Raw genomic sequence first — 14,568 nt, 5'->3', positions numbered from 1 at the left:
ATAAATGACCGAAGAAGAGTACGACTTTGATGCCATCGTCATTGGTGGCGGAATTTCGGGTGCGGTTTGCGCCTACCTGCTCGCCAGCCAGGAAAAGGAAGTCCTGCTGATTGAGCGCGGTGTAGAACCGGGTTCGAAGAACCTGTCCGGCGGTGTTTTTTACTGCCGCGTAATGCAGGAAATCTTCCCTAATTTCATTGAAGAAGCCCCGATTGAACGAAAGATTACGCGTAACTGCATTTCCTTCTTGAACAAGGAATCTTTCGTCAACGTGGACTACTGGGATGGGCGTCTAGCCGAACCTGTGAATGCGGTGACCGTCCTACGGGCCAAGTTCGATCCGTGGCTTTCGCGGCAGTGCGAAGAAGCGGGCGTGACCGTGATGCCTGGCATCAAGGTCGACTCTTTGGTCAAGGAAGATGGGCGTTACATTGGCGTCCGCGCAGGTGAGGACGAACTGAAGGCGCGCGTGATTATCGCGGCTGACGGCGTCAACTCCTTCATTAGCAAGGACGAGGGGCTGCGCGATCGCGAACCTAAAGAGAATCTGGCGGTGGGCGTCAAGTCCGTCATCCAGCTTGGGGAAGGTCGCATTCGCGAACGCTTCAACCTGAACGAGGACGAGGGTGCCGCCTACGCCATCGTGGGCGATTGCACCGAGGGCGTCGCAGGTGGCGGATTCATGTACACCAACAAGGAATCCGTATCCATCGGTATTGTGGCGCGCCTCGATGACATCGAGAAGAAGGGCAAGGTCTCTTCTGATCTGCACGACCACTTCCTTTCCCACCCCGCAATCGCGCCGTTCCTCAAGGATGGGGAACTGCTCGAGTACGGCTGCCACCTGGTAGCTGAAGGCGGATCCAAGATGCAGCACGACCTGGTCCACCCCGGCCTTATTGTTATCGGCGACGCCGCTGGATTCACTCTGAACACCGGCTTCACTGTTCGCGGCATGGACCTAGCTGCTGGTAGCGCGCAGGCTGCAGCCCGAGCCGTGCTCGCCGCCCTCGACAAGAAGGACTATTCGAAGGAAGCGCTGAGCGCCTACATCACCGAATACGAATCCATGTTTGTCGGCAAGGATATGAAGACTTACGCAGGCGCGCCAGAATTTCTGGAAAACGACGAAATGTACGGCGAGGTCGGTGAACTGGTGGCGAACGTCCTGTACGGCGTTTACAACCACGACCTCACCCCGCGCAAGCACCTGGTGAAGGTCGCGTGGGATGCGTTCAAGGAATCGCCGCTGAAACTAACCAAGCTAGCCAAGATCGCCGTTCAAGGTATGAGGTCGATGTAAATGGAAGAATACATTGGGGGAACCGTTCCGGACCGCCTGGCCAGGAACGTGTACGAAGTAGACGAAGGTAACCCGCACATTGAGGTAAATCAGGAGATTGCGAAGGCCACGGGCACTGGCAAGCTGCTGGTTCGCATTTGCCCTGCGCATGTGTACTCCGAAGCGGAAAACGGAGACATTGAGGTCGAATACGCGGCCTGCCTCGAATGTGGCACCTGTCGCGCGGTAGCTGCTCCTGGCGCTTTGACCTGGCATTACCCGCAGTCCTCTATGGGGATCATGTTCCGCGAAGGCTAACTAAGTCGATAGACTAGACCCGGCTCCTTTAATGGGGATGGGTAGCTTTTTATGTGGCTAGGGCACTGTGGTGCCAGAAAGTGGGGAGCAAGTGGCAGTCGATAAGTCAGCAATCCTAGTTGCCCACGAGATTGTGCGTCGTGGTCCGCTGGGGCGCTTGGAACTTGCCAAGGCTCTTGGGCTTTCCCCCGCTTCCCTGACACGTATCGCTAAGCAGCTGATCTATTTGGGCATAGCTGAAGAGGCCAAGTCTAAGCCGGAGCTGGATCGGGGCGAAGACCGAGCTTCGAAGACTTTGGGCCGGCCGGTAACCAATATGCGAGTCCGTGCAGGCATCTTGTTCGCGGGCGTTCTTCTTTACGAGGGCGGCGCCACGGTCGCGCTCGTGGATTCAACCGGGCGCACCCGCTACAGTCACGCCGAGCACGCTGACATGTCTACGCCGCAGGCAATCGGCAAGGTGGTTGACGAATTGCTTAGCTCTGCCGAGGCGGCTGGGGCTAACGAAACCATTGAGGCGGCGGTGGTCGCCCTCGACGGCATTGTCGATCGGGACGGCTACGTTACTTCGGCGCCCTCGCTGGGGTTGGAACAGATTGACCTCTCCCAGTACGTTGAACCGCGCCTGTTCCCGCTGTGGTATTCGAATGATTCGGATGCGCTTTCGCAGGGGGAACTGTGGTTTGGCATTGGGCGGAAAGTAGATGACTTTGCTGTGCTGACTACCGGGGCTACGGTACGGCACGCTCTGGTTCGTTCTGGCAAATTGCTTTCCAGTGACGATGGCGGGCACCAGCGCATCGCGCACATGCCCCTGTCCGGTGGGTCTGGCATCTGCACGCTGGGGCATCGCGGCTGCGTCTCTACCGCGTTGACGGTACAGTCGCTGCGGTCACGAGTGGCGTGGGCGCAACCCGATCTGGCGCAGAAGGATCTGAATACTGAAGAGTTCATTGCGCTGCTGCGCGAAAAACTGCTTGCCAAGGATCCGGCACTTACCCAGATCCTGTGCGGTTTTGAACATGCCCTCCACAAGGCGGTAACGGTCGTTTCGTCAGTAGCAATGGTGTCTGACGTGGTGATCTGTGGGACGTTGGCGGCTATTGCCGAATGGCCCGAAATGGAATTCGAAAAGGAACTTGCCGAATTTCTGGGGCCAAACATTGACCCGATTCGCGTGCACGTTCGCAAGGGTGGCTACGCTAATTGGGCTGCGGGCGCGGGTGCGGTTGCGATCGATTATTGGATCAGACGTTTGGTAGAAAAAGCCTCCCAGTAGTCCGAAAGGGTTTGTTATGGCCAAGAATTCGACGTGGAAGGCCCTGTTGGGACTGCTAGTGCTGGTTGCGGTGCTGGCCATAGGTGCCGACCGGGGAGCCGTGTATTTTGCGCAGAGCGTTGGGGCCTCGAAACTGCAGGACTACGGGGCGGTTGACCCGAAAGTGAAAATCCACGATCTTCCGGCTTTGCAAAACCTGGTGCGCACGCGTGTCGAGGACGCGACTCTTACCGCCAGCGAAGTGAAAGTGCCCATCCTTTCCGGGGACGAGCGCACGACTATTAGTTTGCGCGATCTGAAGGTGCAGGCGCAGGGGTTGGCGTATAAACCTGAAACGCAGGTACGTCACGCCAGCTATGTTTTCTTGCTGCCGGACGAACAAATACAGAAGGTGTTGCAGGCAAAGGACATCCCCGCCCAGGTGCACACTGACGGCGAACAGATCCGTCTGACTAGCAAGGTTATGGGAGTGCAGGTTACTGGGAAGCTAACCATCCGCGCCGCAGAGCCCACCAGCGACAATAAGCCGCAGATTGAATTTGTTGTGCACGGCGTAGACATGAATCTTTGGGGCTATTCCGGGCAATTGGGCGGGGATAAGGAGACTACGCTGGGTCCGCTGCCGCTGACGGATTTGCCGGCGGGAACCACGATTGATTCGATCCGACCGGTCAAGGGCGGCGTGCAATTGTCGGGGCAGCTTTCAGATTTTCACTTGCAGTAGTTACTGGCGCCCTCGCAGCTAGGACGACGGGTGGTGGTGTGGGTAGAAGCGAGTGTGGATGAAAAACCTTTATCCTGGTATTGGCAGAGTAAATACGGGATTTTGGGGAAAAGCGTGCTCGTTTCTTTTGGTCCGCATCCTGAGCGGCAGTCCGTGCGTCAGTTGGCGTTCGGCGACTATGCACGTTTGTTGCCCGCTTCGGTGGTCGGGCTAATTGCTGCCGTGAATGTGGCGCTCGTAGTTACGGCCCCCCTGTTACTCGTGAAACCACCCTGGGCCCAGTCCGTCGCAATTGGGATTTGTTCTGCTTTCGGATACGGTTTCGGGGCCTTGCTGGGCTCCATTGTTTACTGGATAGCCAGGGCGCTGGCGCTGCAAGTAGTGGTAGAAAAACGCGTCCTCAGACTGCTCGCCTGGATCGTCTCCGCAGGTCTATTAGCGCTGGCTACCTGGGGTTTTGTGATGAACTATCGGGCAGCAATAAAAACGGCGTCTTTGACCGGTATGGAAAAACCGAGCGTCATAATCTACCTGCTGGAACTTGCCCTGGGAGCAGCCCTGGCGTGGGGCATTTTGCAGCTCATCAGCCTGGTACACCAGCTAACCGTGAAGCTAATCAAGAGCTTTGGGTCCCGGCTGCCGTTGCCGCTCGCGCGCCTGGCCGGGTGGGTGCTGGTCATTACCGTGGTTGCACTTGTCCTATACGGCGGGGTGATTCGCGGTGGACTGGGATGGGCCTCAAAACAGGCGGCGGAACTAAACAAACAGACCTACCCCAACGCTTCCCGGCCCACCTCGGAACTGGTGTCGGGGTCAGTCACCTCCAATGAGGACTGGAACCTGCTGGGAAAGGAAGGGCGCGCCTACGTCGCACACACGCCCTCGAAAAGTGAAATAAGCAAGCTGACGAAGCTTCCCGCCACGCAGCCAATTCGCGCCTACGCCTCGGTGGCGCAACACAAAAACGTGGCAGAAACGGCCCGTGCCGTAGTAGCCGAGCTGGAACGCACCGGCGCCTTTGAGCGTCCCGTGCTGGCCGTCATCACCACGACCGGCACCGGCTGGGTGAATAGCTGGAATCCGGGCGCCTTCGAATACGTCACTGGCGGCAACTGCGCCACCGCCGCGATGCAGTATTCATACAACCCTTCGTGGGTGCAGATCCTGGCCAACAAAGACGAAGTGAAGAGGGCGGGGACCACGCTCGTGCGCGCGGTACTCGAGAAAGTATCCACCCTGCCCAAGGATAAGCGCCCGAAGGTGTACCTGTCGGGAGAATCTTTGGGCGCCTACTCTGGGCTGGCCGCCCTCACCGAACTGTCAAAGACTGCCCACGGGCGCCATCTGGTTTCCCTAGTGAGCGGGCAGCTATGGGCGGGAACTCCGGCCTTCACGCCGGAGCGGGTGAATCTAGAGAGGGCGCGCACCCATGGCAGCCCTCAAATCGCCCCCGTAATAGACAACGGCCGCCACATTAGGGTGGTCACTTCTCATGGAGAACTTGCCACCGACATTTATGGCCGCGAGCTTGGCAGGTGGTCTTACCCGCGCACTATCTACGCCCAGCACGCTTCCGACCCGGTCACCCGCTGGGAGCTTCCGATCTGGACCGCGGAACCGGACTGGATGCGCGAAGACGCCGGCCACGACGTGGATTCGCACCTGCGGTGGCACTGGTTTGTCACCTTCACGCAGCTTTCCGCAGAACTGCCGTTGGCAATAGAAACCGAACCGGGGCACGGCCACAACTACCAAGGCGAATACTTGGCGTACTGGCGCTCACTCCTGGGGTTGCCAGGGGCAATTGGGGCTACTACCTCCCCACTTACCCAGGAAGGCTCTGTCGGCCGCGCCATAGGTCAAGGCGGCGCCACTGACAAGCAAATCTTGGATGCCCTGCGCGCCAACTAGCCGTTAGGTGTCTAGGCGAGGCCGGTGGGCGCGGGCCAGTTCACAGGACGAAAACGAAGAAACCCCAGAGCGTGTGCGCAATGATCGCGGGCCACAGGTGCCCGGTCATGACGCGCACACAGTAGAAACCAAAACCGGTCACGATTGAGCGGGCAGCAATCAGGACTGCCATAGTCCAGTCGGTGCCCAGGGGGATCATGCCGAACTGCCAGATAGCAAACAGCACCAACGACAGGACCACAGCCTGCCACTCGCGCCGAAACAGGTCGCGGCTAGTCATCAAAAGGGTGCCGCGAAAGAGCAACTCCTCGGCCACTGCTACCGCCAGCACGCCCACACCGCCGCTCAGCAGCGCTGCCGTGGATTCCTCCGTCACCTCGTAGACGGTGATATTGCGGATCGCAATAACGGCAATTAGGAAGAACTGGGCCATAGCTCCCGCGCGAATCAGCACCGGAATACTGCGCCTAGGCGGATAGGTGACCGGGTCTGGGGTAAGGGATAGCTCTGAAAAGGCGCGCGCGTTCGAGTACTCTTCGTCCTCCCACGGATCCACCGGCCGACGAGCAGCGCGCTCGCGGGTGGCCTGCAATGACGGCTCTATCAGCACGTCCATGCCATGGTCTAGCTTGCGGGCAACCGCCAAAGTAAAGAAGGACACTATGGCTAGTGGAATCACCAGTTCCAACACGGTGGTGGAAGGGCGCAGTAGCGATCTGGGGAACCCAACCGCCTCGATGGGCAGGGTGAATACCACGACGGCTACCTCGCGTAGCAGGAATGCTCCCGCGAAAGTTGCCGCGAGCCAGCCAACCGTAGGCAGGTTAGACCGCCAGTGCAAATACCTCATTTACGCTTGTTCCTTCCGCCTTTCACGAGGACGAACACCAGGGCGGCCAGCAGCACTATAAGCAGAAGGAACAACCAGTTAGGTACTGCCTTTCCCGCCTGCAAAAGAGCGTTTTCTAGGTGGGCCTGTTCGCTGGTGCCCAAGATCGCGAAACCAGCAATTCCGCCACTGCCAATAAGGAGGATCCCCAAGATGACGAACAGCGCCCCGCCAATCAGCGAACCCCAAGTGGTTTGCCTCCCCAAGAACTTCACCGGGCGTGGCCGCAACCAATTGCGCTTGTGCTGGCTGAGCGAATTCCACCCGAGCGAAAGCGCCGCGATCGGGGTAAACATGCCAAGCGCGTAAGAAAACATGGTGGCCACACCCAACGTGGTCGAACCGGCAGTAACCGCAAGCGCCAAAACAGCACCCAGGATGGGGCCGGTGCAACCGGCGCCAGCCAACCCGTAGCTCAATCCCAACAGGCCAATAGCTAGGGCAGAAACCCCGCCGCCCCGCCGAGTCGCGCGCCGCGTGCTCCCCGGTAGCCGCAGATGCGGGAACGGCAAAGCCAGCCCAGTCCAAACGCCCATCACAATAATGATGACACCAGTAACAACCGCTATCGTGTGTCGGTACTGCATCAGCACACTAGACAGGGCACCCGCTGCGGCCCCAAGCGGCAAAAGCGCTACCAAAAGGCCCGCGAAGAACACGAGCGTCGACCTCGCAATTTGGCCCTTGGAACTGAAAGCGTAAGCGAAGAACGCGGGAATTAGAGTGGCAGAGCAGGGGGCCAGAAGGGTAACCAGTCCGCCCAGGTATGCGCTTAGTAGTGTGACGCTCACTTGATGTTTGTCCGTCCTGTGGCATCTTTGTAGGCGGCTCGGATAGTGGCAAGGAATAGCTGCGGATCCTGAGCGCCGCTGATGAATCGGTCATTGATGAAGAACATGGGAGTACCTTGCAGGCCCAGGTCGGTAGAAGCATGATCGGTTTGCTGGTCTACCTGTGAGGCAAGTTCGTCAGAGCCCGCCTCTTCGATAAATTCGTCAACATCTTCGATGCCCGCTTTTTGTGCCGTCTGGCGGAGCAGGTATTCGTTCCAATCGGGGTGGTCGCCATCCGCACTCAATTTGTAGGCGGCGTCGTGGAAGGGCCAGAACTTACCGCGGTTTGCGGCTGCTAGTCCGCCAGCAGCGGCGTATTCGGAATGGTACTGGCCGAAGAAGGCCATGTCTTTCCATTCCACCCGCAAAACTCCCGCGTCAATGAGCGGGGTCAGCTTCGAAATGCTTTCTTCCTGAGCGCGTTCGCACATCGGGCAGGAGAAGTCGCCGAATTCGACCATAACTACCGGCGCATCCGCTTTGCCGAGGGCGCGCCCATCCTGCGGGTCGCGGCGGGCTTCGGCCAGCATAGCTTTGCGCTGTTTTTCGTTCGCAACTTTTTCGGCAGGCTGTTCGCGGGCGCCCACATCCAGGAGCCCTTGCGGGTCGGTCGGGAGGGCGACCTCGGTTTCGGTCTGCTCGCTGGTCTGCTGGGTGGGTGCAGCCTCGTGGTCTTTGCTCTTGGTGGCGTTGTAAATGATTAGCCCGGCAATGATGGCCACAGTCACGCAAATTGCTGCCGCAAGTAGCACCACGACGGGGTTGCGGCGCTCGCTCGCCTTGTCAGTCATCTGTTCCCTTTCAGCAGGCTAGATGGTGTTCTTTCGCTGCAAATACTTTAGCGCTACCCACCCGAAAGGTACACGTAGCCAGTATGTGAGAAGGCGGTAGAGCATGGCCGTGGACAGGGCGATGGCTCCCGGAATGCCGGCAACTTGTAGCCCGCCTGTGAGGGCTGCTTCTACCGGGCCTAGACCGCCGGGGGTGGGGATTACTGAACCGAGGGTGTTCGCGGTTAGGAACGTAACGGTCAGCTGCGGGATGGGCAGGCGGTGGCCGAATGCCATCAGGCACGCCCCGAATGTGCCCACATAGCAGGCGGTCTGCAGCAGCACGGCGAGGGCGGACAGGGCGATTCGTTTAGGATCGGCCATGGCCCAGACGATGCGAGGCCACACTTCTGACAGCCAAGGCTTTAGCCAAGCCATGATGCGTTTGCGCAGTGGTCCAATTTCGGCGATGACCACTACTACGGCGGCAATGCCTACCAGTACCAGGAATAGTGTGCGGCCGGGAATGCGGACCGAACCGTCCTGGCCAGTGATCACGATGACGATCGCCAGGGCGGCAACGGTGAACACGAACTGGGCGGCCTGCACCAGGGCTACCGTGGCAACCCCGAGCGATGGGGCTACGCCCTTCTTTTGCAGGTAGCGCAGGTTTAGGGCTGCGGGCCCCACCCCGGAGGGTGCGACCAGTGCCACCACGGAGGCTGCAACTTGCACCAGGGTAGTCTCCAATACCGGCAGTTTTTCCGGGGTCAAATATTTCAGGTTGAGGGCGGCGCCAACGTAGGAGGCAAAAGCAAAGGCGGTGGCCACGATGATCCATCCGGGCTTGGCGCCGGTGATGGCGGTCTTGAGCTCCTCAATGTTCAGGCTGCCTGCCACTACTACCAGTGCCCCCACGCCGATCGCGGCGAAGACGGTCCGCTTCCAGTTGAAGCGGGTAAGCTCGACCATCTGCACGTCGGTCTTCTCGGGTTGTTCGCCCAGCAGCTCTTCGCGTAGCGGGCCTAGTAGCTTGTGTTTGCCCGCCAGCCTCGAAGTTACCGACGGCAGAGCGATGCGTTGGGTCACCGGCACGATCTGCCGCAGCACTTCTGACCCCAGTTCTTCTTTAGCGATGTCGAGGGCGCGCTGCCACCCCAACGTGAATATTTGGACTACCAGCATTTGGAAAAGGTCAACGCGCTGATTTAGTTCCGAGGCGGCGATCTCGCCGGCCTCCCAGTGCATGATCGCCGGATCCGAGTTGGGGGTGATGGCTATGGCATCGGGGGTGATGTTGCGGTGTGCCAGGCCGGCAGCGTGGGCGCGGCGCAGCTGCCGCCAAAGGGAGCGGGCGCCCTCTTCAGTAAGGGAGGCACCCTGCGCCATAGCGGAGGAACCGCCCTTTTCGCGCGGGTCGGCATTGCGCGTTGCCAGAGGGCGAGCGTCCGGCGTCTCCTCATAAATCATGAGCGCGCTTTCCCCACTCTTGCCTACCTGGACAAGGCGGGGCGAGTGCACTCCCGCAGCGGTGGCGGCAGAGGCCATCATCGTGGCGCGTTCTAGGGAACCGCGAAGGGTGGCGGGGTTGGATCCGGACAGGCCGCGCAGGCGCAAGCTGTCCCATGTGCGCTCAATCCACCCCAAATAGTTGCGGTTCGAATCTAGGACGGTGATTTCGTAACGTTTTCCGGAAACGTCTTCCATCACGTAGTGGCGCGAATCGATCCCGGAGGGCCAGGCGGCCTTGTCGGGTACCACTTCTGCGTCTCCTACCCGCTTCGTTTGCAGTACCAGGTGGCCCCGCCTAGAGGCCACTGTGGAAATTTGCAGGACTTGCGGCGCTCCTCCGGCCGGGGTGCCGAGGCGCCTGATGAGTTTCGGGTGAAGCCCAGCAGACCGGATGGCTCCAACTAGTTCCGCACCCTTTGCGCGCCGGTCAACTACCCCTACGGCGTAACGGCCCAAGAGTCCCACGATGCGCCCTACGGCAACGGAAAGAAGTGCTGCAGACAGGGTAGACCGGTTCTGAATCAGAGCGATGAACAGGGTGATCCAGATGCCTGTCCAGGATAGGGCTATGACGCGCTCGCGGGAGCGTTCCCCAGCACAGGTGATCATGCCGACGAGGGCGGCAATGGGGACGTTCAGGGCGATCACGGTGCTGCCGCCCTCGGTAATAGCGAAGGCGGTCAGCAGGTGCTTAGGTAGTAGCGCTAGGGCTTCGGTGACGCCCCAGGCGGCCAGGCCGGAAACGATGGCCACCAGTACGGCCTCTAGAATCAGACGCCACAGTTCTTTGAATGCCAGCATCCCTAACACCGCCACGGGAATTGCCAGTACTAGCGCGTTCTCTACGATGCGAAGGGGAAAATAGACGATCTCTTGTAGGCGGGAGGCGGCGTGCTGCACGTCTGAAGTGATGGCCACCGAAGTTTCGGTTCCCACCATGGAAATTAGCACCAGCGACGCTGCTAATAGAGCAATGAACACCAGCTGTACCAAGTCGTCAGGACGGTGTACGCGCCTGGCAAGGGAGTCAATCAAGGTGGTGGGAGCGCCTTCTTGGGCCGCCGTTTTCTTAGGCGGCACCGAGCGGACCCACGGCAGAGTGGTAGTCCATGTGTTTGTGGTGCCGGCTTTTCCCATAGGAAACATGTTAGTGGAAAGGCCATATTTTACCCACCGCGAAGCGGAATTCAGGTGATCTTGCGTATCTGTTTGTCTATTAGTTGCCCGTTTCGATTAGGGTTGTCGTATGCAGAATATTCCTGAGCCGATCGCTGATGCTGTCCGTTTGCCCGACGTTGCCGAAGTAGGAATGGCAGCGGCAGCGCAGGTTGCAATGAAGAACGCGCACGCAGCATTAGCGCTCGTGCCTAGGGAAGTTTTTGCGGTGGCGCAGGTCTTCGTCGACGCCGGCGAAGAGATCGCGCTTGTGGGCGGCCCGGTCAGGGATGCTTTTTTGGGTCTTCGCCCTCATGATTTTGATTTGACTACCTCTGCCCATCCCGAGCAGACGGAGGCGCTGTTGCGTAAAGCTGGCGCTAACACGTGGGATGTGGGGCGCGCTTTTGGCACTATCGGCGGTCGTATTGGCGACACGGTTGTCGAGATTACGACCTACCGCACTGACGAGTACGAGGTGGGCTCTAGGAAGCCGCAGGTTGCGTACGGTGATTCTTTAGAGGGCGATCTGACGCGGCGCGACTTTACGGTGAACGCTATGGGGATTCGTCTTCCCGACATGACGTTGGTCGACCCGCTTGGGGGGCTTGCGGATTTGTTGGCGGGCACCCTGCGTACCCCGGTTTCTGCTGAGCAGTCCTTTGACGATGATCCGCTCCGCATTATGAGGGCGGCGCGTTTCGCTTCGCAGTTAGGTTTTGACGTGGCCGAGGATGTCATGCGTGCCATGGGGGAGCAGGCGGAGCGGCTGTCGATTGTGTCTGCTGAGCGAATCCAGGCCGAGCTGGTCCGACTCATGGTGGGTAAGCGCCCTCGGGCTGGGCTTGAGTTGATGACGCATACCGGGGTGGCAGATATTGTGTTGCCCGAGTTTTCCAGGTTGCGGCAGACGGTTGACGAGCATAAGCGTCACAAGGATGTTTATGAACATACGTTGACTGTGCTCGATCAGGCGATGTCTATGGAGACCGGCCCGGACGGGGCTGTGCCGGCGCCTGATTTTATTCTGCGTTTTGCCGCGATTATGCATGACGTGGGTAAGCCGGATACGCGGCGGTTTGAATCTAATGGGACGGTCTCGTTCCATCATCACGAGATCGTGGGAGCTAAGCTCACGCGCAAGCGGATGCGGGCGTTGAAGTTCGACAAGGACACTACGAAAAAGGTGTGTCGGCTGGTAGAGCTGCACCTGCGTTTCCATGGGTATGGGGAGCAGGCGTGGACCGATTCGGCGGTGCGTCGGTACGCGGCAGATGCGGGGCCGCTCTTGGAGCGGTTGCACCGTCTTACCAGGGCGGATTGCACTACGCGCAATAAGCGGAAGGCGGCGTATTTGTCGCATGCTTATGACGATCTGGAGCGTCGTATCAGCGAGCTTGCTAAGCAGGAAGAGCTGGATTCTATCCGCCCGGATTTGGACGGCAAGCAGATTATGCAGATTTTGGGGATTGGTCCTGGTCCGCAGGTAGGAAAAGCTTATAAGTACTTGCTGCAGTTGCGTATGGATGCTGGTCCGCTTGATGAAGAGGTGGCAAAAGAGCGGCTGCTGGCTTGGTGGAAAGAGCAGCAGTAGTTGTTGTAGGAACTTTAGGGGCCGCCCTCGCCTGTTGGGGGCGGGCTTTATATGGCGCTTTTCGTTACCTCACCTGCGATAATTTAGTTGCGCAATTGATGGTGATGCGGCTCACAGTCCTATGTGAATGACATTGCTACTTGCTAGGCTTTATGAGTGCATACCGTCGCGTATTTTTCCCGCCAACGATGGTCGGGGCGCACGGTTCTTCTAGGCAGGAGGACTCATGAGTCTAAAGCGCAACCCGTTGATTTTTACTCCCCGTCCGTTAGCGGCAGGTCTTGGTGCTGTTGCTCTTACCGCGGGTGGGCTTTTTATGTCTCCGGTGGTAAATCCGGTTGCCTTTGCTGAAAATACCCCGATCTCATCGCCCGGGCAGTATCAGGCTGCCCATACTGTTTCCGGCCAGGTATTCCTTGACCGGTCGGGGGCGCGCGGTTTGGCCGATAGCAAGCAGACCTGGTCGGCTTATAACGATGCTGACACTCCTCTGCCAGGAGTGAACGTGTACGTGCAGTGGATGGATGACGATTCTGCTAAGACTGTCTCTCCTATATATACGGCTACTTCCGCAGAGGACGGAAAGTACTCTATTGAGCTGCCTGATTGGACCGATTCTTTAGGTAACAAGCACAAGTGGAAGGCTAACTCGACCCAGAAGTTGCGAGTCTGGTCTGACAATCCGGACGATTCGAAGTACATGGCGTCCTTCTCGGAGGGCTTCCAAACATTCCACAACAGCGTGCAGCGTGTGCACGCAACTTGGCGGTTGGCCCGGCAGAGCGCTGTTGATTACAACGTGTCTTTCCAAGAGCGGCCTCAAAACGATGTGATGCACCTGCCCGAGGACAAGCAGACTAACTTGACTCCCACCAAGACTGGTGGCGACGTGCTTGGCCGTGTGTGGTGGGATCAGCGAAACGTTTATGGTGAGGACGGCGATGTTCCCCGGCTAAATACTGGTATGGGCGATAAGCCTATGGAGGGAATGAAGGTTCGTGCGTCATATGTGCAGGACGAGGTAGCCCGCAGATTCGATAAGTGGCTGGCTGCAAACAAGGGAGCAACCCAGGATCAGTTCCGTGACGCGCAAAAGCAGATCATGGCGCAGTACGAGGAAGAAAATCCGGGCAAGTCCGCCATTGCTGAAACGGCGTACGCTTTGACCAAGGCCGATGGCTCCTACCAGATTCAGTTCCAGGGGCTTTGGGGGGACAGCTACAGCTATAAGGGTATTTCCAACGGCGGAACCTATGGCGATTTGGCTCCTGCAGACAAGGGTTCTTGGGCGAAGGGCAACTTTGGTTCTAAGCATGTCAATACCAAGTACATGTATGTGTCTCCCGAGATTCCCGAGGGCGTTGGCGGGTCCATGGATACGATGCAGACCAACATGTTCCAGGACGCTGGCCGAAATACGCTGCTTGCTTCCTCTAATGCGATCAGTGGCGTAATCGATATGGACTTTGCGCTGAAACTGGAGAACCGTAAGTTTGACGTTGTGGAATATGATTCCACGGACAAGCTGGCAACACCGGGCGATACTGCAAACACTGAAGCTTCTGGGTTCAACCCGGAGCAGGATTATGACGTTATTTGGACTGATTCGACTGGTAAGCAGGTCGGCAAGTGCACTGTGACATCTTCCAGTGTGGGCAAGATTGAGTCCTGCCCCTTCACTGTTCCCGACGATTTGGATCAGGCACAGATTTACACCGCTACGATCTATCCGAAGGGCGATACTACTACGGCGCTCGCGGCAGATAACTTCGCTGCGACTCCGGATCCGCAGTACAAGAAGATCGAGGTCGAAGCCGGGGATAGTGGTACGGTTGCGGTTCCGTTGACTAAGGCGGGCAATCCGTTACATGAAGGGACCACTTTTGCCTCTCCTACGGCCGAGGAGCTGCCAGAAGGGATGACGGCAGCGCCTGAGTGGGCGACGGTTAATGCTGATGGTTCTATTAGTGCTAAGCCGGGTGCTGATGTTGAGCCGGGTGAGTATAAGGTTCCGGTTGTGGTGACTTATCCGGATGGGTCTACTGACACTGTTGAGGTTCCGGTTAAGGTTGGTGCGGCTGATAAGCCTGTTGCTGATTCGGTTGATCCGAAGTATGAGGATGTTTCGGTGAAGGCTGGGGAGTCGGTTTCTGTTGCGGCTCCTAAGGATGCTGATGGGAATGCGTTGCCGGAGGGGTCTAAGTTTGCTCCTGGTGAGGGTGTTCCTGAGTGGGCGACGGTTAATGCTGATGGTTCTATTAGTGCTAAGCCGGGTGCTGATGTTGAGCCGGGTGAGTATAA

At 58.4% G+C, this 14,568-nt stretch carries 11 protein-coding genes; 7 read left to right on the top strand and 4 right to left on the bottom strand.

Going from position 1 to position 14,568, the window contains the following annotated elements:
• The first annotated feature begins 4 nt into the window (after positions 1–4).
• From QP400_RS10215 to QP400_RS10195, 5 genes are all read left to right on the top strand, one after another.
• Positions 5–1,303, top strand: coding sequence for an FAD-dependent oxidoreductase (locus QP400_RS10215; protein ID WP_004807746.1), 1,299 nt, complete (start codon positions 5–7; stop codon positions 1,301–1,303).
• Positions 1,304–1,600, top strand: coding sequence for a ferredoxin family protein (locus QP400_RS10210; protein WP_004807744.1), 297 nt, complete (start codon positions 1,304–1,306; stop codon positions 1,598–1,600). It abuts the gene before it with no gap.
• A gap of 91 nt (positions 1,601–1,691) precedes the next feature.
• Positions 1,692–2,879, top strand: a complete 1,188-nt coding sequence (locus QP400_RS10205) for an ROK family protein (RefSeq protein WP_040315396.1) — start codon at positions 1,692–1,694, stop codon at positions 2,877–2,879.
• A gap of 16 nt (positions 2,880–2,895) precedes the next feature.
• Positions 2,896–3,603: an LmeA family phospholipid-binding protein gene (locus tag QP400_RS10200; RefSeq protein WP_004807740.1), complete on the top strand. Its 708-nt coding sequence runs from the start codon at positions 2,896–2,898 to the stop codon at positions 3,601–3,603.
• A gap of 114 nt (positions 3,604–3,717) precedes the next feature.
• Complete coding sequence (locus QP400_RS10195) at positions 3,718–5,514, top strand: alpha/beta-hydrolase family protein (RefSeq protein ID WP_239181585.1); 1,797 nt, start codon at positions 3,718–3,720, stop codon at positions 5,512–5,514.
• Positions 5,515–5,554: 40 nt separating this feature from the next.
• On the opposite strand, the gene QP400_RS10190 is transcribed toward QP400_RS10195, so the two are convergent.
• Genes QP400_RS10190 through QP400_RS10175 form a run of 4 tightly spaced genes read right to left on the bottom strand, consistent with a single transcriptional unit; the run spans position 5,555 to position 10,655 of the window.
• On the bottom strand, positions 5,555–6,364 hold the full coding sequence (locus QP400_RS10190; RefSeq protein ID WP_004807737.1) for a CPBP family intramembrane glutamic endopeptidase: 810 nt from the start codon (positions 6,362–6,364) through the stop codon (positions 5,555–5,557).
• Positions 6,361–7,194 carry a cytochrome c biogenesis CcdA family protein gene (locus tag QP400_RS10185; RefSeq protein WP_004807735.1) on the bottom strand — a complete coding sequence of 278 codons (834 nt, stop codon included), beginning with the start codon at positions 7,192–7,194 and terminating at the stop codon, positions 6,361–6,363. Before QP400_RS10185 ends, QP400_RS10190 begins: the two co-directional genes overlap by 4 nt.
• Positions 7,191–8,027 carry a DsbA family protein gene (locus QP400_RS10180; RefSeq protein WP_004807733.1) on the bottom strand — a complete coding sequence of 279 codons (837 nt, stop codon included), beginning with the start codon at positions 8,025–8,027 and terminating at the stop codon, positions 7,191–7,193. Before QP400_RS10180 ends, QP400_RS10185 begins: the two co-directional genes overlap by 4 nt.
• Positions 8,028–8,045: 18 nt before the next feature.
• Complete coding sequence (locus tag QP400_RS10175; RefSeq protein WP_048706357.1) at positions 8,046–10,655, bottom strand: lysylphosphatidylglycerol synthase transmembrane domain-containing protein; 2,610 nt, start codon at positions 10,653–10,655, stop codon at positions 8,046–8,048.
• Between the two features lie 109 nt (positions 10,656–10,764).
• On the opposite strand from QP400_RS10175, the gene QP400_RS10170 reads away from it, so the two are divergent.
• Both QP400_RS10170 and QP400_RS10165 read left to right on the top strand, forming a co-directional pair.
• Positions 10,765–12,267: a CCA tRNA nucleotidyltransferase gene (locus QP400_RS10170; RefSeq protein ID WP_004807730.1), complete on the top strand. Its 1,503-nt coding sequence runs from the start codon at positions 10,765–10,767 to the stop codon at positions 12,265–12,267.
• A gap of 226 nt (positions 12,268–12,493) precedes the next feature.
• Positions 12,494–14,568: Rib/alpha-like domain-containing protein (locus QP400_RS10165; protein WP_285444626.1), on the top strand; the 2,075-nt coding region annotated here is incomplete at its 3' end.

This window comes from Winkia sp. UMB3158 (assembly GCF_030217145.1).
Taxonomy (GTDB): Bacteria; Actinomycetota; Actinomycetes; order Actinomycetales; family Actinomycetaceae; genus Winkia; species Winkia anitrata.
This window is presented reverse-complemented; position numbering and strand designations above follow the sequence as displayed.

Coding starts and splice junctions, on each gene's coding strand:
- QP400_RS10175 (WP_048706357.1), bottom strand. CDS start 10,655: ATGGGAAAAGCCGGCACCACAAACACATGGACTACCACTCTGCCGTGG.
- QP400_RS10190 (WP_004807737.1), bottom strand. CDS start 6,364: ATGAGGTATTTGCACTGGCGGTCTAACCTGCCTACGGTTGGCTGGCTC.
- QP400_RS10170 (WP_004807730.1), top strand. CDS start 10,765: ATGCAGAATATTCCTGAGCCGATCGCTGATGCTGTCCGTTTGCCCGAC.
- QP400_RS10215 (WP_004807746.1), top strand. CDS start 5: ATGACCGAAGAAGAGTACGACTTTGATGCCATCGTCATTGGTGGCGGA.
- QP400_RS10200 (WP_004807740.1), top strand. CDS start 2,896: ATGGCCAAGAATTCGACGTGGAAGGCCCTGTTGGGACTGCTAGTGCTG.
- QP400_RS10180 (WP_004807733.1), bottom strand. CDS start 8,027: ATGACTGACAAGGCGAGCGAGCGCCGCAACCCCGTCGTGGTGCTACTT.
- QP400_RS10210 (WP_004807744.1), top strand. CDS start 1,304: ATGGAAGAATACATTGGGGGAACCGTTCCGGACCGCCTGGCCAGGAAC.